Origin of the sequence: Varibaculum timonense (assembly GCF_027694345.1) — a bacterium.
GTDB lineage: Bacteria > Actinomycetota > Actinomycetes > Actinomycetales > Actinomycetaceae > Varibaculum > Varibaculum timonense_A.
Genome location: NZ_JAQEVU010000001.1, coordinates 60,806 through 80,777, shown reverse-complemented (window position 1 = coordinate 80,777; position 19,972 = coordinate 60,806). Strand labels below are relative to the sequence as shown.

The 19,972-nt window shown below is 48.1% G+C and carries 12 protein-coding genes; 9 read left to right on the top strand and 3 right to left on the bottom strand.

Annotated features, from left to right (window positions below; all coding sequences use genetic code 11):
* Window positions 1-40 precede the first annotated feature (40 nt).
* Both tet(O) and PG728_RS00300 read right to left on the bottom strand, forming a co-directional pair.
* The gene (tet(O), locus tag PG728_RS00305; RefSeq protein WP_000691759.1) at window positions 41-1,960 is read right to left on the bottom strand and encodes a tetracycline resistance ribosomal protection protein Tet(O); all 1,920 of its coding nucleotides are present in this window, start codon (window positions 1,958-1,960) and stop codon (window positions 41-43) included.
* Between the two features lie 366 nt (window positions 1,961-2,326).
* Entirely contained in the window at window positions 2,327-2,701 is a 375-nt protein-coding gene (locus PG728_RS00300; RefSeq protein ID WP_001129922.1) for a TnpV protein, read from the bottom strand.
* A gap of 214 nt (window positions 2,702-2,915) precedes the next feature.
* On the opposite strand from PG728_RS00300, the gene PG728_RS00295 reads away from it, so the two are divergent.
* The 3 genes from PG728_RS00295 to glgX all read left to right on the top strand — a co-directional run bounded on the left by PG728_RS00295 (window position 2,916) and on the right by glgX (window position 6,710).
* Complete coding sequence (locus tag PG728_RS00295) at window positions 2,916-3,719, top strand: hypothetical protein (RefSeq protein WP_270625027.1); 804 nt, start codon at window positions 2,916-2,918, stop codon at window positions 3,717-3,719.
* Window positions 3,716-4,342 carry a hypothetical protein gene (locus PG728_RS00290; RefSeq protein ID WP_270625025.1) on the top strand — a complete coding sequence of 209 codons (627 nt, stop codon included), beginning with the start codon at window positions 3,716-3,718 and terminating at the stop codon, window positions 4,340-4,342. Before PG728_RS00295 ends, PG728_RS00290 begins: the two co-directional genes overlap by 4 nt.
* 124 nt (window positions 4,343-4,466) lie before the next feature.
* Window positions 4,467-6,710: a glycogen debranching protein GlgX gene (gene glgX, locus PG728_RS00285; RefSeq protein ID WP_270625023.1), complete on the top strand. Its 2,244-nt coding sequence runs from the start codon at window positions 4,467-4,469 to the stop codon at window positions 6,708-6,710.
* A gap of 85 nt (window positions 6,711-6,795) precedes the next feature.
* Here the strand turns inward: glgX and PG728_RS00280 are convergent, their stop codons facing one another.
* Complete coding sequence (locus PG728_RS00280; protein ID WP_270625001.1) at window positions 6,796-10,710, bottom strand: right-handed parallel beta-helix repeat-containing protein; 3,915 nt, start codon at window positions 10,708-10,710, stop codon at window positions 6,796-6,798.
* Between the two features lie 408 nt (window positions 10,711-11,118).
* Here PG728_RS00280 and PG728_RS00275 point away from each other — a divergent pair, with 408 nt between their 5' ends.
* From PG728_RS00275 to PG728_RS00250, 6 genes are all read left to right on the top strand, one after another.
* Entirely contained in the window at window positions 11,119-12,033 is a 915-nt protein-coding gene (locus tag PG728_RS00275; protein ID WP_270625345.1) for a DUF3800 domain-containing protein, read from the top strand.
* A 405-nt stretch (window positions 12,034-12,438) separates the two neighbouring features.
* Window positions 12,439-13,542 (top strand): tryptophan--tRNA ligase, encoded by a 1,104-nt coding sequence (gene trpS / locus PG728_RS00270; RefSeq protein WP_270624999.1) that lies wholly within the window; start codon window positions 12,439-12,441, stop codon window positions 13,540-13,542.
* Between the two features lie 4 nt (window positions 13,543-13,546).
* Entirely contained in the window at window positions 13,547-14,212 is a 666-nt protein-coding gene (locus PG728_RS00265) for a SanA/YdcF family protein (RefSeq protein WP_270624997.1), read from the top strand.
* Window positions 14,213-14,356: 144 nt separating this feature from the next.
* Entirely contained in the window at window positions 14,357-16,669 is a 2,313-nt protein-coding gene (locus tag PG728_RS00260; protein ID WP_270624995.1) for an alpha-1,4-glucan--maltose-1-phosphate maltosyltransferase, read from the top strand.
* Between the two features lie 44 nt (window positions 16,670-16,713).
* The gene (treS, locus tag PG728_RS00255; protein WP_408648170.1) at window positions 16,714-18,618 is read left to right on the top strand and encodes a maltose alpha-D-glucosyltransferase; all 1,905 of its coding nucleotides are present in this window, start codon (window positions 16,714-16,716) and stop codon (window positions 18,616-18,618) included.
* The gene (locus PG728_RS00250) at window positions 18,608-19,945 is read left to right on the top strand and encodes a phosphotransferase (RefSeq protein WP_270624993.1); all 1,338 of its coding nucleotides are present in this window, start codon (window positions 18,608-18,610) and stop codon (window positions 19,943-19,945) included. The genes treS and PG728_RS00250 overlap by 11 nt, the downstream gene beginning before the upstream one ends.
* Window positions 19,946-19,972: the final 27 nt, after the last annotated feature.

The following is a 19,972-nucleotide window of genomic DNA, read 5'->3' as shown; positions in this document are numbered from 1 at the left end:
AATCCTTTCAAATCTCATTTTATATGACTTTTGCAAGCTGTTAAGCTAACTTGTGGAACATATGCCGAACCTTATCTATACGGCTATTCGGGCGGCGGGGTTGGCAAATAAATTTACCAATAGCTGGCTGGTATCCTTTTAACTCTGTCAAGCAGACTCCCTGCCCATTTGTGAAATAAGTTAAATCGTTCCTGTATTCTTGAATACATCTGGCAGGGATTTCTCCTTTCAGAATGACCTCGTCATTCTTTACCTGAGTACTTACAATATCTGCACAATACCTTGGGGCATCATGATACGCCCGTGAGAGATATTCCTGCGGTGCATAAATTTCAAAGTGGAGATATGGCTCTAATAGTTCTGTCCCTGCTTTTTTTAAAGCCTGCTCCAATACGATAGGGGAAAGCAGCCGAAAGTCTGCGGGGGTACTTACAGGACTATAATACAATCCATATTCAAAACAGATTTTACAGTCTGTCACTTTCCATCCATACAGCCCCTGCTCGCAGCCATAAAGAACCCCCTCCATAACCGCATTTTGGAACGATTGGTTTAAATATCCAAGTGAAACTCTGCTTTCATACTGCACTCCGCTTCCAATAGGGAGCGGCTCTATGGACAACCCGACAGAAGCCCAGAAAGGATTTGGCGGGACTTCTATGTGGATGGTATATTCTGCTTTTCTAAGCGGTCTTTCCATATATATAACAGTAGGCTCTTTTATTTCTGCCTCCACATGGTATTTTTCCTCAAGGATGGCACAAATGACTTCCATCTGCACATTCCCCAAAAAAGAAAGTATAATCTCATGCGTTGTAGTATCCACATAATATTTTAAAAGAGGGTCGCCATCTGAAATTTCTGTAAGTGCCCCAAGCAATATTTCCCGCTGTTCAGATTTCTTTACTGCAATCGTTGTTTGGAGCATAGGGAGAGGATTTTCAATAAATTTTCTCTGCGGCAACAGCATTTCGTTCCCCAAAATACTGTTTAGCTGCAAAACATCATTTGGTAAAATTACAATATCACCAGAGCAGGCTGTATCGGATGAATATAATTCACCGTTTGTCGGAACACACATCTCTGTGATTTTTATTTTCTCTTTTTCAGATATTTTAATAACATCCCTCAAATGCAATGTTCCGCTATATATACGCACATAAACAAAACGCCGCCTTTTCTCTGAATATTCAATCTTAAAAACCTGCCCGCATAGTTCAGATTGACCTTCAGGCGTTGATGAATAAAACTTACTGGCAATCACTTCTATAAGCTGCCGAATCCCCAGATTGTTTTTAGCACTTCCGTGATAAACGGGAAATAACGTTCCGTTTTGGAATCTCCTGTTTTCTTCCTGTTCCAGTTCTGACATTTTAAACGGTTTCCCTGACATATATTTCTCTAATAGTTCATCGTTTCCCATAATTACCGCATCCCACTGTTCCATATCGTCATTGTCCGTTACATTTATATGGGGATGCTGCCCAACCTTTTGCTTCACTATAATTTCCGAAGAAAGCTTTGCTTTCATTTCTTGATATACCATTGGCAAATCAATCCCCTCTTGGTCAATTTTATTGATGAAAAAAATTGTCGGAATCTTCATTGTCTGTAGTGCATGAAACAGTATACGGGTCTGTGCCTGTATGCCATCCTTTGCAGAAACTAATAATACTGCTCCGTCTAATACGGATAAAGAACGGTATACTTCCGCCAAAAAATCCATATGGCCTGGCGTATCTATAATGTTGACTTTTACATCCTCCCACTGAAAAGATGTCACTGCTGTCTGGATAGTGATTCCCCTTTGACGCTCCAAATTCATTGTATCTGTCCTTGTTGTGCCTTTATCTACGCTCCCTGGTTCTGCAATTGCACCACTGGTATACAATAAACTCTCCGTTAATGTTGTCTTTCCTGCGTCAACGTGAGCCAGAATGCCTAAGTTAATTATTTTCATGTGATTTTCCTCCTATCAACACCCAAAAAAGGGCATAAAAATACCCAGTGATAAATACTCCTATCACTGGGTAAATAACTCCAATAGCCCCAAAACACTTATATGTTTTCGGGCATATAAAATTACATGATAAAAGTATTCTTAAACTGGGTACAAAAAACTAAGCCCCATATTAAAAGTGAAACGGGACTGCTACTTTTTGTTCCCACTATCAAATTGACAGTTTATTTAAGAATACCTTGCCGCATATTTATTAACTCCTTGTATAATACTGAATCTAATTATATTCCTTAACCCTTTATTTGTCAAGCTGACAAACTAAAGCAGAAAAAGCGGCAGGATTTCCCCCTGCCACTAATCATCTGTTTATGCAAAAATAATTTCCTTTTCCACAATCTCCCTCGCACAAGCCCTTATGTTATTGAGGCATCCTGTCCATTCTAAGGCGTTTTCTGCCTTTAGCTGTTCCGTTATGCCCTGTGCCTGTTTCATACCCTCTATGAGCCTTTCAAAGCGTTCCTGTGCCTGTCTGTTGATGTCGGCAAGGTAGGCGTTTAGCCTGCCGCTTGTAAGAAGATTGGTGTATGTAACTTTACGGTACTGTTTTAGATAATCTAAATGCCGTTGCCCCCAGATGCCTATTGCCTGTTCTTCTTCGGCGGGTACAGTTAAGCACGGTATCAAATAATCCCCTTGCCTTTCGTATTTGCCGCCCAGTTCCTCAAATAATGATTTTGCCATTGTCTGTTACCTCCACATTCTTTTTTATTTTGAATGTCCGCAAAATCCGTCCTACATCACTAGCCGTTACGGGAGTGGTGAAAGTGCGTCGTGGGCAAGCTTACTGGTCGCTTTTTCTGGGGTTATAACGCTAGTCGCTATCGGTTTTTTCACCGGAGTTGCCATAAAAAGAATCTTTATAGCACCCCTGATATCGGTCGCTACTTTTGCTCTAATGGCAATAATTTCCGAACCGATACTGCGTTCTTTGGCTCTGCTATTTCCGGTTCACCAGGTAGCGGGCTCGGCTCGTTTTGAAACCAATCCGGCAGTAGCAGTCTTCTCGCTGATATTTGCCTGCACGCTGCTGTTAGCAGGCTACAGCGCATTAAGTTTCCCGCTTACAGGCAAAAACCCAGGTTCATCTGCGCACCAGAGAAATCTTCTACTCCCCCAAATAGTTCCCATAGTATGCGTCCTTGCGCTGGTCGGATGCGCTTTTGTATGGCGACCAGAATTGCTAACCGTTCACCGACCGGTGAAAACCAGTTGCTTTAGGATTCAAGAGCTCCAGGTTTGCCTACATGAACAAAACCTGCCAGCACGCACTTCGATACAAAAAAGTATCACCCGGCTACAAAAGGTGGGAATCAATTCTCTGCTAACCACCATTAGCGACGATGCCGTTGTTGAACGAGATTTACCGAGAAACGGCGAGGCTTTCATCATTGTGGATTCCGGTCCTTATGATAGCGAAAACGTTGCTAATAGCCTGGAAGAAAGCATTGCTTGGCAAGTGGTGAGCGCGGCTACCACTGACCGCTGTATCGACAAGACGAAAACTATCGAAAGTCACGACCTCAATTCTGCAATCGCCCATGAGCTGCTTCAGCGCGCCAAATACCCCAATCTAGCCGAACATATTTCTCCGGAGGTAAACTCCACATTTGCGCACATGAGCGAGAGGGAACTTAGCTCCTTCCTGCACACCCAAAATAAGCTCATCACCTCCTGCTCCCTGAAAAACAAAACGCTATGAACACCGTTAATGGATTCCTGCACGCCCGCAACGCCTACGTGGGTGCGTTGTTCCTGATTGCGTTATCCATACTTTCCCTATCTTTCCCCATGACCTACATCGGGGTTAGCGTGAAAGCCGGGTTTCCTGCCCGCGCAGTAGGTATCGCAGAGATATGCGCACTCATTGCCGCCAGTTTTCTCCCCACATTTACCAAGCCGCACTTCAATAAGGCTGAGCTTAAAGCTCCCCCAACCCGTCGGGCGATCCACAGCATTTTCACCGCTTTAGTGATCATTAGCCCTTGCCTACCCGCTATCACCTGGTATTTACGCATCAAATGGAGCGAACTGGGCTATCAACTTCCCGGTATAATCGGTTTTCTCGGTACCCCTATCGTTTTGGGTTCCCTGTCCATGCTCGCCCTCCTTTTAGCCGGTAGAGCAGTATCTATAGTTACACCTACGTTAGTTTTCTTTACTATCGTAGTGACGCAGCACCTGTTTCCCCTAGGTATTACCGCGCAAGTATTCGCCACCGCTAAAAATTGGCATAGCAGCTGGTTACTGGTATCGGCATTATTTATAACCGCCCTATTAGTCTCCTATCCCCTAGCCTCAATTCCTTATCGACAGCAGCGGTGATTAGCCCTGACTACCCCTGATTAGCCACTTTTCCAAAGGGGAAAGGTTCTAAAATAAAAAGCTCAGATAAGCTTTTTACCTGTATAAATAGGTGGACAGACAGTCAAGATATAGGATTCACCTTGTGCATTTAGTGAACGACTCTTTTCAGCCGTCCAGTCCCTCGGTAAACGCTGGTGCAACCCAACCTAGCCGCCTAGGGGTATATCTAGAGGGAGACGGGGTTGATATTGCTGTCACCGCCCCTAATGCCCAGGCGGTAGAAGTCTGTTTTTTCACTTCCGGAGAACCTACAGCCCAAGAAACGCGCTACCGATTGCTCGGACCAACAGATGGTATTTGGCACGGCCACGTTGCCGGGATAACGGCTGGAACTTGCTACGGCTTTCGCGCCTGGGGACCGTGGAATCCGGAACAGGGACATCTTTTTAACCCCTATAAGCTCGCCCTCGACCCCTATGCCCGCGCGATTAGTGGAAACGTTGAGCTTTGCAGCCAAACCTACGCCCATAAAACAGATGCGGCGCTCTACCCGCTGTATCCTTTCCAATTAGACCCCACCAACTCGGCGCCCTTTACGGCACGCGCAGTGGTAGTAGATAAACAGTTTGAGGTAGTTCCCGGTCCTAAAACCTCCTGGGAAAATACCGTAATATACGAGGCTCATGTCAAGGGGCTCACCAAACAGTTACCGGGAATACCCCAGGAACTACAGGGGACCTACGCCGGATTGGCACACCCGGTAACTATTTCCTATCTAAAAGACCTGGGAATCACCGCGGTTGAACTATTGCCGGTGCACGCTAAACTCTCGGAAGCATTCTTAAACGAGCGGGGATTAAATAACTATTGGGGATATTCCTCCCTGTCCTATTTCGCTCCGGAACCCTCCTACGCCACCAGTAAGGCTCGCTGTCTAGGCCCTACCGCAGTCCTTGATGAGTTCCGGGACATGGTTTCGATTCTGCATGAAAATGGGATAGAAGTGCTGCTAGATGTGGTCTATAACCACACCTGTGAAGGCAGTTCAGATGGACAGGCAATTTCTTGGCGCGCCCTAGATAATGCTATGTATTACCGCCTGAATTCCCAAGGTGGAAACATTGATTACACCGGTTGCGGAAATACTTTGGATACTTCCCATCCGCGAGTAGTCCAAATGATTCTTGATTCTTTACGTTACTGGGTTTCCGAGGTAGGGATTGATGGTTTCCGCTTTGACCTGGCGGTTACTTGCGCGCGTGGCGAGGAGCATTTCACCCGTTTCCATCCTTTCTTCCAAGCCTGCTTAGATGACCCGGTTTTGCGGGACGTTAAAATGATTGCCGAGCCTTGGGACGTCGGACCAGATGGCTGGAAGACTGGAGATTTTCCGTTACCGTTTTCTACCTGGAATGACCGTTACCGGGACACCGTCCGCGGTTTTTGGGTATCCGATGGGCGGGCGCAGTCTCGGGGTGAATCTCGCGGGGCTCCCCCTTTTGAACTGGCATCTCGCCTTTCTGGTTCCCAAGATATTTACGGGGCTGGGCATATTCCCGCAGTCCGTTCCCCGCGTTGCTCGGTTAATTTCCTGACTGCTCACGATGGCTTCACTTTGGGGGATTTGGTTAGCTACGACCATAAACATAATGAAAATAATTTAGAGAACAACCGCGACGGTTCAGATAACAACCTGTCTTGGAATCATGGTAGTGAAGGACGGGTGTTTATTCCCGGTCATGAAGCCGAGAAAATATTACAAACCGATTCTCCTTTAGCAGAGTTAGCTGCCGCCAGGATTCGTTCAACCCTCAATATGTTTACCACCCTGTTTATCTCTTCCGGTACCCCGATGATGCTGGCAGGTGACGAGTTTGCCCGCACTCAAGGTGGCAATAATAACGCCTATTGTCAAGACAATGAGACTACCTGGTTGAATTGGGAACTGGCGGAGTGGCAAAAAGAGCTCTACAGAGCTGTACGAAAATTGATTACTTTGCGACGTGAACACCCGGTTTTCCGTCCTTCAAAGTTTTTGACTGGTAAACCTCACCCTGGGGACACGATTTCGGATTTGTCGTGGTACAACCAGGTGGGACTATTAATGGGCGACCGGGCGTGGCATGACCCTGCCAGCCGGGTTTTCCAAATGTTACGTTCCGGACGCCCCTATGGAGATCAGGATTTGCTGGCAGTTTTCAATGGGATGCTTTCCCCGAAACATGTGCGCTTAGCTCCGGGTCGAGGAACTGCCTACCACGAGGTATGGGATTCTGCGATTACAGAAGCTGACGAGGACGTGCCTTCGCTTAACCTGGCCGGTGACGATATCCTGCTTGAGCCTTTATCTATCAAACTTTTCCTAGCCGATTCCCGCGAGGATTAGTCTCTTTTCCCGGCTAGCTTCGCCCCAGCAATAACCGGGGCGGAGCTACGCCATGGTTTTTTCTAGCAGAAAAACTAAATCAAAATCATTTACTCAGCTGAGAGCTTTTACGCTTTCGGATTATTGCGCCCCCACTAACTAGAATGAGTGATGTAAGTGCAAGTAAAAATACATCTTGAGAACCAGTTTTTGTAAGCCCAGCTACTGTAGGTTTTGAGTTCTTACCACTTTGTGTTTGCCTTGTGGTTCCCTTTTGGGAAGCTACGTCCTTGGGGGTAGCTTTGCCCCCGCTAGAAGTATCGGGGGTAGCTCCATCTGTTGTTGGCGGGTTGGTAGTGGGGGTATCGCTGGGAGGAGTGTCTATAGGAGGAGTATCCGGGGAGGAAATAGGGGCGAAGGTTGCGTTAAATACGACATCCCTGTCTGCGAGCGTATAGGAAAACTCGGGTTCGGAAGATACTGTCTTGTCTGCGAGACGCCAACCAGTGAAGCGATACCCTTCGGCGGGAGTGGCTTTCAAAGTAACAGTGTCACCTTTATACAGTTTTACGCTCTTGATAGTGTTCGGTTCTATAGTCGCTGTCCCCATGTTTGCCTGCTCGTTTGGAACCCTAATTTGCGCGCTGCGTGAGGATTCACTCGTGGTCGGAGTGCTATTAGCCCGAGTATCAGTATTTAACACTGTCCATCGGTAAACCGAATGAGTTATTCCATCTTCTGCGATAACGTCAGCTTTTAAGATATTTGTGCCGGGAGCTAATTGAATAGAATTAATTGTTCCACCTGCACCTGGTTTTAGTTCTTTGTTATTCAATTGGAGCCGCATAGTTGCTTTCGGACTTGTTTTGAAAGCAACCTTAATCACGGAATGACCGGCATCAGTAGTAGCGGCGTAGTTAAAAACATTGGGAATCGTAGTTATCTCGCCATCTAATAGCCCAGCAACGGAACCGGTAATCCGTGCTTGAGTGTTTTTTGCGGTTGGAATCTTTCCGCTGGGCGTTATGTCCTGGACAGTTTTCTTCGTTCCTACTTTTATCTTTTTACCGTTTAGGGTGATATCCGTATAGGAAACCGGGGTCTTATTCCCATCGGGCTCAGAACTACTAGCGGAAGCAAAAGCTAGTTTTATATCTTTACCTAGGAAACTAGCATCTGCTTGCCCGATTTTGTTCCAACTATTTCCGTTATCAACACTGAAATAGGTGGTAACAGTATTTCCCTGTTTTGAAAACTTCATGAGGACGGATTCGGCGTTTTCACCGGCTCGTACAGTCTCATTTCCGCCGTACCAAGTTTCCTGTGCTTTTGCGGAACTTTCTCTAACCTGGGCAATCTTTCGGATATTACCATTGCGGTGTTTTCTTTGAATAGCAAGGTAATTGTTTTGATCCTTATACAGGTAAACTCCGGTATCTGACCACGAAGAACTGGTTAGTCCCTGTTGCCTGACGGTAATTTCAAAATCACTGGAGCTTTCAGGGTCTATCACCTGACCAACTAAAATGTTTTTTCCTTGTTGTTCTTGGTAAAGACCTCCAGATGAATAGGTGGAAGTGAAGCCAAATTCGTTAGGTTTTATTTGGTGAGCCGAATCTTCTGTTTCTATGCTCCACTTATCAGTAAAGCTGTAGATTTCCTGTGGCGCACCGGAATTTGCTGAAACTTGCAGCGTTAAGGGATTAGAAGTGCGTTTAACCGCCTTATCTCCGGTTCCTGCAACTTCTGTCAGGGTGAGTGTGGCGCTACCTTCACTTAGTGCATAAACTATGCCCTCAGAATCTACTTTTATTACGTTCGGATTCGAGGAAACAAAGTAGCGAGTAACGGTCGGTGAGGTCGGGGGGTTAGTTACAACTGCCCCATTAGTCTTGGCTAAATCATTACTGATGTTGATATTAGCGGAATCCATCTGGGAAACATCTATGGAAGTGTCTATGCCTTGCCCATATTTGTTATTGGCAATAGTAACGGTTTTGTTTCCTTGCAGACGATATAAAGCGGTATTTGTCATTGGGCTGCCGGAAGTAAGCAGTCGCATACTGCCTCCCACCGGCACTATCTTCTGCTCTGACGATAAAGTCAAGATTCCGGGGTCTTGCAGCCAGATTGTGTTATCCGTGAAACTGAGGTCTTTTGTGCTTTTAGCATCTAGGACTCGCTGCGCATCTCGCCCACTGCCCGCAGGATTTTGCGCGCCTGCTCTCAGAATATAGAACTTGTTTCCGGTAATATTCACGTTTGAATGAACAGTATTTGTTTCACTGACAGTCGGGTTAGTCGGTTGTATAAATATCGCCTGGGAACTGCCATTCAAAAAAGTATTATTCTTAATCGTTAGGTTTCTGACTGGACCGGATTCGTACCAGCCTTGAGCATCGTTAGAAATATATATTCCTGCCATTCCGATTCCGTCAAAGGTGTTATTCTCTATAACCACTTTTTTACGGGTGGTTACCAAAATCCCTCTCGTGGGGGTGGCGGTGAAAACATTGTTCGATATTTCCACTTCGGGAGTGTAGGTAATATTTTCTACTACGTGGGTGCCGTTCACCCCAATTTGGGCAGGAATGTCTTTATCAAAGGTCAAAATAATATCGGTGAGATTTCCAGAGCCTTCACCCTGGATTCCTCCCCTACCGTCTGGACCATCCACTGCGGTCACGGTTCGCACAGAATCTGGAACAGTAATCATATTCCCCTTAGTAGAGAACTCAACTTGATCCCCGATGAAGTAATTGGGGAAACCGGCTGTTTCATGATGTTTGAAACGTACCCTGATTTTATTTGCGGCTATTTTTTCGACTACTTCATTAAATGTGCCATGAACATTAATGGGATCGTCATGAGGGTTAGAAAAATAGGAATTAGTTATCCGTATTTTACCTTTTGTTCCTGACATTTGGATAAAGTCAGCAAATCCAGAGGTAGAACGCCCGGTTTCCGCAGGAGCCTCAAACCGAACATTATCAATAGTTATATTTTCACTATGTTGCCCCACAATCCCAAAGCCGTGTAAGAAACCTATCTGAGTCTTTTCAATAGCGACATCTTTAGATTTCCAAATAAACATTCCGGGATGGTCTCGGTCTAACAGCCGCATCTGAAAATACATTCCCTTTTTCAACAACTTGTTAAGCGGGCTAGAATAGGTAACTTTTAGATGACTGGCATTATCGGTTTTTATTTCTTTAATAGAGGTTACATTAGCAAAGATTGTGCTATTCGGGTTGCCAGCTCTCCAAGTTTGCTGTTTGGAAGCATCATATGCCTGCATATAGCTAAATTCTGATTGCTTTGTGGTCCAGTATCGTTGGTTACTATAAGGACTGCTATCGGAATACCACGTTATATCATTACCATTCAAAGAATAGTTGTATTGTTTTGGAACTAGAAGAGTAGCTGTCTTGGTGTCACTATCAACTTTTTCTACCGCGAGATCTATTACGGTTGGGGTCGCAAAATCGGTAGCTACATTTTGTATTTTTATTTTTTTGGAATTAATGGCTGCGAATTCAGTCATTTTTCCGTGGTACATAAAAAGTGAACCGCTACCATCTATAGTCACGTCATCTAAATCCTCAATTAGGATTCCAATTCGTTTCTTTTTGAATTTTTCACTTGCACCCACCGTGTTGGAAACATATAGGGTGCGCTCTGGGGCTTTATCGGGGTAAAAATCATATCTTCCCGTAGGAAAACGTAACACTATTGATTTATCCGGGTGTATTTTTCGCAGCTCTTTCAGCTTTTCTATCGCTTTTTCTACCGCAGGGGCAGAATCTGTTTTACCACTGGGGTCAGCACCGAAAGCAGTAGCATTTACCGTTATTGATTCCTTTTCCTTAGCTAGCGCAGTGGTAGGAGCGGCCAAGGCAAGAGCCGTAATAACTAGACTCAAGATGCCGATAACCGAAATGATTTTATTTAAAGTCTTTGGTTTTTCGGGGGGACACAGGTGACTAGCAGGGTTTAACCTAGCGAAAACGGTATGCAACATCGGATATCTTTCTGTGGCATCATTGCCTACTGGCTTATATAGCGAAAAGCTTGCTGTTTAGTCACTATATATTTGCCTCGTCCTCCCTAGCAAGCAGGAGCAGATTTCATGGTGGCGGTGATTTCCGCTAGCGCTTCCCTGGCTACCTGGCTAAGCATCTTACATATCCCCCCGCCCCCACCTAACCCCGAGCTGAAGTTCACCACCAGCAGCATGAACCCTACTCAACTAGCATTTTTGTCTAACAAATTTTTCTTGGCAGATTCCCGAAAGGATTAACGCGCAGGTGTAGCTGTAGGAATATGAAACGCGTGAAAATTAGGGCTAATGCCCGAATGGTGTGTCTTTTCCCGGGCGTGTCGGGGTGGTTTAGGTATTAACCCTTGACCCTAGTATCCGCTATTGCTGGTGACGGCAGGGCTCTGGTATATTTACCTGTGGACGCACTTCGGTGCTCCACTTCCGAAGCCCGCGATTTCGCGGGCTTTCGTGTTCGTAGCGGGAGGTGACGTGTACGTCGGGTATTTCGACGAGTTTGGGCATAACGGTGCATACGTGAGTCGATTCGACCCGTCCTATAAGACTCACCCAGTATTCGGACTCGGCGGTTTTGTGATCCCAGCCCAGAACATTCGCAAGCTGTCTGGTATTTTCCGTTTCGTTAAGGAGCGTGGGCTACGTGAAGAAATTGAGGCGAAAGTAATCTCGGCAGGTAAGCGCGTGGAGCATTGGGAAAAGAAAGGCTCAGCGTTGCTGACCACGAAGAATATCGAGAAGTATCGTGAAACTCGTCGCCTCATTTTCAGGGTTTTAGACACGCTGAAATCGTTGGATGCTCGCGTGGTGTTTTATGGGCAGGAGAAACTGCGCGGTACTCCGATTGAGGTCCCTGAGACGAATGCTGAGCGTTACGACCATGTGATGAAGCAGCTGATTCAACGAGTGAATTGGGATTTGCCTGCTGCTGAGAATCTGTTGATGGTGCTCGATAAACAGGGCGAGAAGGAGCGACTGGAGATTTTCGCTGGCGCAGCAGCGTTCATGTTCAGCAGTGAAGATGCTACGAAACTTGTGGAGCCGCCGATGGAGGTGGAGAGTCATCTGTATCAAACGGTTCAATGCGCGGACTGGATATGTGCAATCCTTGGTCGTATTGCTGCATACAAGTACGATTCGAATTTTGCTGAATATAAGTGGGCACTCAAGTATTTTGGCGACCGGCTCAGCGTGATCACGAGCGAACACTCCAAAATCCGCGCCGCAAGCAGCACCACGAAAGATCTCTACCCGAAATTCCTCGGCAACTACGCCACCTGCTACTAGATCGTGAACCGCGCACTCAATCCTTCTGACAAAAACTGCACTCACAACTAACAGCCGACACGCTCCTTTATTCATCTCCATTCCCGAAAACCGGGTGCAACCAGACCTAGCAGCTTACATTTCTTATACAGATGTGGCTAAGCGGATAAAGATCTTTCGGGTCGCGGCCGGTAAAAGATACGAGAGGGACGAACACTAAATCATCACCTGCAAACCGGATACGTCCCCATTCCAACTGATTCCAACAATCCCTCCAACCTGCGTAGCAGGTCACGGGGTCCCCGGAGTGCTTTTACCGAGCCAGACCCGCAACCAGTATCAGATTAAACCGCTTCGGTAAACAAGAATAGCTACAGGATTGCACCCGGTTTCCCGGGAATATCATTGGCACCGTAGACTGGGGCTATGAGTGATAGTGGCGAAAAACTAGAAAATTCTACCGACGCAGCCTCTCTACAACGAGCGGAGCGGGTATCTCAAGAGATTGAGGCAGCAATAGATAAAGACCCCAGCAAGTTCCGGGTACTCACCGGCGATCGCCCGACCGGTGCCCTACATTTAGGGCATTATTTCGGAACAATTAAAAACCGGGTGACGATTCAGCGGCGCGGGGTGGAAACCTGGATTCTAATTGCCGACTATCAGGTAATCACTGATAGGGAGGGAACCGGTCCGATTCGCGAGCGCGTCCTGAATATGCTCGCTGACTATATTGCTTGTGGACTTGACCCCGAAAAGACCACTATTTTTACCCATTCAGCAGTGCCAGCTCAAAACCAGTTAATGCTGCCTTTCCTGTCTTTAGTGACCGAGGCGGAGCTGCACCGTAACCCTACAGTGAAATCTGAACTATTGGCTTCCGAGCGCCCTATGTCGGCACTGCTGCTCACTTATCCGGTGCATCAGGCAGCCGATATTTTGTTCTGTAAAGCGAATCTGGTTCCGGTAGGTAAAGACCAACTCCCCCACTTGGAGCAGGCACGACTAATCTCGGATCGTTTTGAGCGGGTATTTAGACGTAAATCTTCCCTAAAACGTCGGGTATTCCCTCGCCCTGAGGGGCTTCTTTCCGGAGATGGAGCCCTGATTTTAGGCTTGGATGGCGAAAAAATGTCGAAGTCGCGTGGCAACGCGGTCGAGCTGGGAATGACCAGTGACGAGACCGCGAAACTAATCAAACGCGCGAAGACTGATGCACAGCGTCATATTACTTACGACCCGGATAATCGCCCTGAAGTGTCTAATCTTTTGCGCCTTGCCGGTCTTGCCAGTGGGCAAGATCCTCGCGTTATTGCTGAAGAAATCGGGGATCAGGGGGCTGGGAAACTGAAACAGGTACTCACGGAGTCTTTAGATGCCGCTTTATCTCCGATTAGGTCGCGAAGGGCAGAGCTGCTAGCTGACCCCGGTTATTTATGGGATATTTTACATCGCGGTAATCAGCGCGCTAACGAGGTCGCAAACGAGACTTTGGGCGAGGTACGTCAAGCAATGAACATGGTTTACTAGCCCTATGAAACCACTGCGAACACTGATAAAACTCCTAATCACCCTGGTGGTGATGGTCATTATTTGCGTGGCCGGAACTAATTTATATGTTTTGCATCGAACTAAGGGGCAGATTGTTTCCCTTTCCGAGGCAAAAGATAAGGGCGCACAGGTGATTGTGGTGTTGGGGGCAGCTACCTATCCGGATGGGTCGCCTTCTCCGATTCTGGCTCATCGGTTACAAACCGCTTTGAATCTGTATCAGGAGGGGGCTGCGAAAAAGATTCTGATTAGTGGTGATCATGGACAAGTACACTATGACGAGATTAAATCCATGCGGAACTGGCTGCGACAACACCAGGTAAAAGCTGAGGATATTTACGCCGATCATGCCGGTTTTTCGACCTATGAGTCTGCTTATCGGGCGGATGCTATTTTTTCGGTGCGCACTGCGATAGTGGTTACTCAGCCCTATCATCTTCCACGCGCCCTCTATGATTTCGAAAGCCGCGGTATCGAGGCTTGGGGAGTTGGGGCTGCCGGGAATAGTTACCCAGGTCAGACCGGGAGGAGTATTCGCGAGTGGGTGGCACGAACCAAAGATGTTGTTTGGGTAACTACCAAACAGAAACCAACTTATCTCGGTCCTAAAATTTCTTTGGAGGAATCAGCTTCCGCTACTAACGACTAAAGACGACCGATTTTAGCGATTTTTCTACCTGGTTTCGTGCGGGAATGGCTGATTTTCCCGTTATTTACCAGGATTGAAAAGGCGCGCGAGACAGTTGCACTTGTTAGGCTGGAATAAGCAGAGTCCATCAAATAAGGAGACAGCATGGCAAGCGACACCTCCAGTTCGCCCACAAAGACTACAGCTGCAAAAGCTAAGTCCAGCAAAGCTGCCAGCACAAAAACAGTTAAACCTAACTCCACCGGGGTAAAGCGAAGCGTGCGTCAAGCCAAGACCGCTAAAGCCGCAAGCACAAAGAAAACCACCACGACCTCTACGGTTAAGAAAACAACTGGGGAAAAGAAAGCTGCTAGTAACGCTACTACCACCACCCGCAAGCGCGCTAGTAGAGCGAAATCTGCGCCCTCGTCCTTAGAACCGCGAAACTTATTCCCTGCCTCTGCCCGCCTAGCTAGGATTCCGGTTACCGAAGTGGAACCGGTTATCGAAGATGGGCTGTGGCCAGCTAAAGCGGTAGAAGGCGAGTCTTTTCCGGTACGTGCCACCGTCTTTCGGGAAGGGCATGACGCTTTAGGGGCGGAAGCCGTATTGTTTAACCCCGAGGGGACGGAAACCATGCGGGTACGAATGTATGATGTTGCCCCCGGTTTGGATCGTTTAGAGGCATGGCTAAAACCAACCACTCCCGGCGACTGGAGTTTCCGCATAGACACCTGGTCAGATCCTTATCAAACCTGGAGTAAAGAAGCCTCAATCAAAATTCAGGCAGGTATTGATGTTGAACTAGAGTTCGAGCAGGGGGCATTGCTTCTTGAACGGGCTGCCCGTGGGCAGGCACTTAACAATCCCGCCCAACTACCTCCTGACAGTGAGCGCGTTACCCGGCTGCATGAGGCCGCTAAAGCAATGCGGGATAAAACCCGCCCGATTCAAGAGCGCCTATCGGTGGGGCTTCATTCTTCAATCCGCGGCATTTTCCGCACCCACCCTTTGCGTGACCTGCTAGAATCTTCGCGCACCTATCCTTTGCGGGTTGATCGCGAACGCGCCCTATACGGTTCTTGGTACGAGATTTTTCCGCGTTCCATTGGCGCTTACCAAGATCAAGAGGGACAGTGGCATTCTGGTACCTTGCGTACTGCTACCTCAGATTTACCCCGGATTGCTTCCCTGGGGTTTGACGTGGTGTATCTAACTCCTGTGCATCCGATTGGTACTACTTTCCGCAAAGGACGCAATAACGCGTTAGAGGCTGCGCCCGGTGACCCTGGCTCTCCGTATGGTATCGGCAGCCCCCAGGGTGGTCATGACGCTATTCATCCTGAGCTTGGCACTTTTGATGATTTTGATTATTTTGTGAAGAAAGCTAAAGGACTGGGGCTGGAAGTAGCACTGGATTTGGCGTTGCAGTGTTCTCCCGACCATCCTTGGGTAAAAGAACACCCCCAGTGGTTCAAGCATCGTCCCGATGGCACGATTGCCTATGCCGAGAATCCCCCAAAGAAGTATCAGGATATTTACCCCCTGAGTTTCGACACTGATTATCGCGGACTATATAACGCTGTCCGTGATGTAATCGAAAAATGGATTGCCCATGGGGTAACGATTTTCCGGGTTGATAATCCGCATACAAAACCGGTGCAGTTCTGGCAAGAGATATTAGCGGAGTTCCGCGAAAAACACCCCGAAGTGTTGTTCCTTGCGGAAGCATTTACCCGTCCCGCCATGATGCGCACCTTAGCTCAGGTTGGTTTCCATCAGTCCTACACCTATTTTGCGTGGCGTAATAATCGCGAGGAGATTGAAAAATACTTACAAGAGGTGTCCTGGGAGTCTTGCTCGTATATGCGACCGTCATTCTGGCCAACCACCCATGATATTCTCACGCAAGTTATGGTTGAGGGCGGAAAACCGGCTTTCAAAATGCGAGCAGTTTTAGCAGCTACCGGTTCTCCCAATTGGGGGATTTACTCTGGGTATGAACTGATAGAAAATGTACAGCGACCAGGTTTTGAAGAGCAGATTAATAACGAAAAATACCAGTTCAAACCGCGTGATTATTCCGGTCAAACCGCTCAAGAAATCCAATCCCTCTTAACCTGCCTAAATGGTATCCGCAGGCGGCATCCGGCTTTACAAAGGCTACGAAACCTGAGTATTCATCCCACTACTCACCCCAGTGTGGTTTGCTTTTCTCGTCATCTAGATGCTTGGGAGTCGCCGACTGGAAGCGCAGATACCGTGATTGTGCTGGTTAATCTAGATCCGAAGAATACCGCTATTGGTTCTGTCTACCTGGATTTAGCGGATTTGAAGATTAGCGGATACTCGTCCTCATCGTGTTTCAAAGTTCGCGACGAACTGGATGGACAGGTCTATCAGTGGGGAGCCAGCAACTATTTTGAGCTTAATCCCTATGAGCGCGTAGCCCACGTGTTCGCGGTGGAATCCGACTAAACGGGTATTGGCACAGTTCTTGGAAATAGTTAAAGGAGTCTTGCTTGAGCGAAAGCATATCTAAAGAAACCGAGCCGCGGGGAAACCTGTTGTTTCCCCGCCCTTGTTCCCGTCCGGTTTCTTCTCCCTCTGAGTCTCCCAACTGGTATCGCAGCGCCGTTTTTTACGAGGTGTTAATCCAGGCTTTTTCTGATTCTAACGGGGACGGTATCGGGGATTTCCAGGGGTTGATTTCGCGTCTTGATTATCTGGCTTGGCTGGGGGTGGATTGCCTATGGCTTCCCCCTTTCTATCCTTCGCCTATGCGCGATGGAGGCTACGATATTAGTGCCTATACGGACGTAAACCCGGCTTTTGGTTCGATGGAAGATTTCACCGCCCTGGTGGAGGCCGCCCACGAGCGCGGAATTAGGGTATTGGTCGATATCGTAGTCAATCACACCTCTGACCAGCACCCTTGGTTTGAGGCTTCCCGCAAGAATCCAGAGGGTGAATACGGGGATTTTTACGTTTGGCGCGACAGCGATACCGATTATCAGGACGCGCGTATCATTTTTATCGACACCGAAACCTCAAACTGGACCTATGACGAGGTACGCGGGCAATACTATTGGCATCGTTTCTTTTCGCACCAACCGGATTTGAACTTTGAGAATCCGGCGGTGCAAGCGGCAGTAATGAATGTGGTGCGTTACTGGTGTCGCACCGGGGTGGATGGTTTCCGTCTGGACGCGATCCCCTACCTATTTGAAGAAAACGGCACCAACTGCGAAAACCTCCCGAAAACTCACTGGTTTGTGAGCGAACTTCGAAAAATGGTGGACGCGGAGTTTCCAGGAACTTTGATGGTGGCGGAAGCCAATCAACCTCCCCTTGATGTGATTGACTATTTCGGGACTGAGAACGACCCGGAGTGTCATATTTGTTTCCACTTCCCACTGATGCCTCGGTTGTTTGCGGCTTTGCAAACCGGCTCCTCTAAGGGGCTTCGTCAAATATTGGCAGAGCTTCCCGAGCTACCTGCTGGCGCTCAATGGGGTACTTTCCTGCGTAACCACGACGAACTAACTCTAGAGATGGTTACTGACGAGGAACGCGAAGATATGTATTCCTGGTATGCCCCGGAATCACGTATGCGCGCTAACGTGGGGATTCGCCGCCGTCTCGCGCCCTTACTGGGGGGTTCGCGGCGTAAAGTAGAACTGGCGCACGCCCTCTTGCTGTCTATGCCGGGTTCTCCGTTTTTGTATTACGGGGACGAAATCGGCATGGGTGATAACATTTGGCTTCCTGACCGTTTCGGGGTACGCACCCCCATGCAGTGGGATACTTCTTCTACCGCCGGTTTTTCTACCGCGGATCCGGATTCTTTCTTGGTTCCTTTGATTGACTCTCCCGGTTGGGATAACCGCACCATTAACGTGCAAGAATCTTTGGGGCGTCCTACTTCCTTATTGCATTGGCTGCGGCAAGCGCTTCATTTACGACGTCGCCTTACCTGTTTTGGTCAAGGTTCGCTTTCGCAGGTTAGAGCCGACCAGGATTCGGTGTTGGCTTTTATCCGCCGGGATAAAAATTCTACCGTCCTTTGTATTTACAATCTGGGCGAGGGCGCGCTGGCAGCGAAATTATTCTTGCCGGGCATGGCTTCTTGGGGTTTGCGTGAGGCTTTCGACGGGGGTTGGTTCCCCACGGTGGGCGCAGATGAAACCGTAACCGTAACTATGAATCGCCACGGTTTTTATTGGTTGGAGCTTTTTGCTGCTGACCAGGTTGAAGATAATAAAGAACTCAGCCTCGAAGTGGCTACAGTCAGTACTTCCCTACCGGTGATTGTGGACACTACCAGCACCATTAATGATTTAGACAGCACGGGTTCTTCCGGCTCTCAGCTTTCCTATCCGGCGTTAGATTTCTCGTTATTGAAGGAGGACGATAATGAGCGCTGATGTAACTAACTTCCGGCTACCTTGGCCAGACCGGGACGCCATTATTGATGCCATTTGGGATTATTTGAGTTTGCGGCGTTGGTTTCCTGCTGGTCTTAAACGCTCCCAAGTGCGGGTTTTAGATTATCGCGAGCTTGATGATTCGCGTTTCAGGCTACTTATTCTTGAAGCCCAGAATGTGTGGTATCACCTGCCTTTAGCGCTGGTTTCCAATTGGGAGGGTTCCGGTATTGCCGGACGAACAATCTGCCCGCAAGACACTCCTTACTACCTGGTAGATGCCCCTTACTACCCTGAATATGTGAAATATTGGCTGAGTTTAGCTCACCAATCCGGGACGCTTCCGCTACTGCCCGAGCCGGAAGACTTTATTCCTCGTCTGTTGGAAGCCAGCGAAACCAGTACGGTTCTTACCGGGGAACAGTCCAATACTTCCGTCCTCATCCGGGGGAAATATCCTACAATTATCAAGTTTTTCCGAGTGCTAGTTTCGGGGCTAAATCCCGAGGTCAGCACCCCTAACGCCTTAGCCCAGACCGGATGGGAGGGTATTCCCAAGCCTATTGGTTATTCGTTACTAAACCTCTGGAATCAAGATGGTAAGCCCCAAGAGGTGACTACCGCCTGCGCAGCTACCCTCCTTGACGAGGCGAAAGATGGTTTCAAACTGGTGTGCTCCCTGGCACGCAGTGGCGAGAATCCCGAAACCCTTGCCCGCGAGCTTGGAGAATTCACAGCGGATATGCACCGCCATCTATTAGCGGCTTTTGGAGCTGGTGAGAATCCATCCTCGGGAACTATGCTTGCCAGCCGTTTACGTTACCAGTACGAGCAGGCTAAAGCGTCTTATCCTGCTCTTTCTAGCCACCCTCAGATTGGCAACGAAATCGAGCATTTAGCGCAGGCTCTGACCGCACTGGGAGCGCTGCCTCCCACTCAACGAGTTCACGGCGACTATCACCTGGGGCAATGCCTCTATAGCGGTGGGCGCTGGTATGTAACCGATTTTGAGGGCGAGCCTCTGCGTCCTCTAGAGGAGCGAACTGCCCCTGACCAGGTAGAGCGGGATATTGCGGGAATGTTGCGATCGTTTGACTATGCCCGGGTAGAGGGCGGTCAAAACGGCGATTGGCTGAACCGCGCTCGTCTAGCATTCCTGGAGGGATATTTCGCAGATCAGCAACTGCCTGCCCCGGCCTTGGCGGTGCTTAGAGCGTTTGAAGTGGAAAAAGCGCTTTACGAATTACGCTACGAGGCGGCGCAACGCCCTGACTGGGTACATATCCCCTTAGAGGCGCTAATGCTACTTCTGCCACAATCAAGTTAAGCTGCAAGAACAGTCGTTTTTACAGAG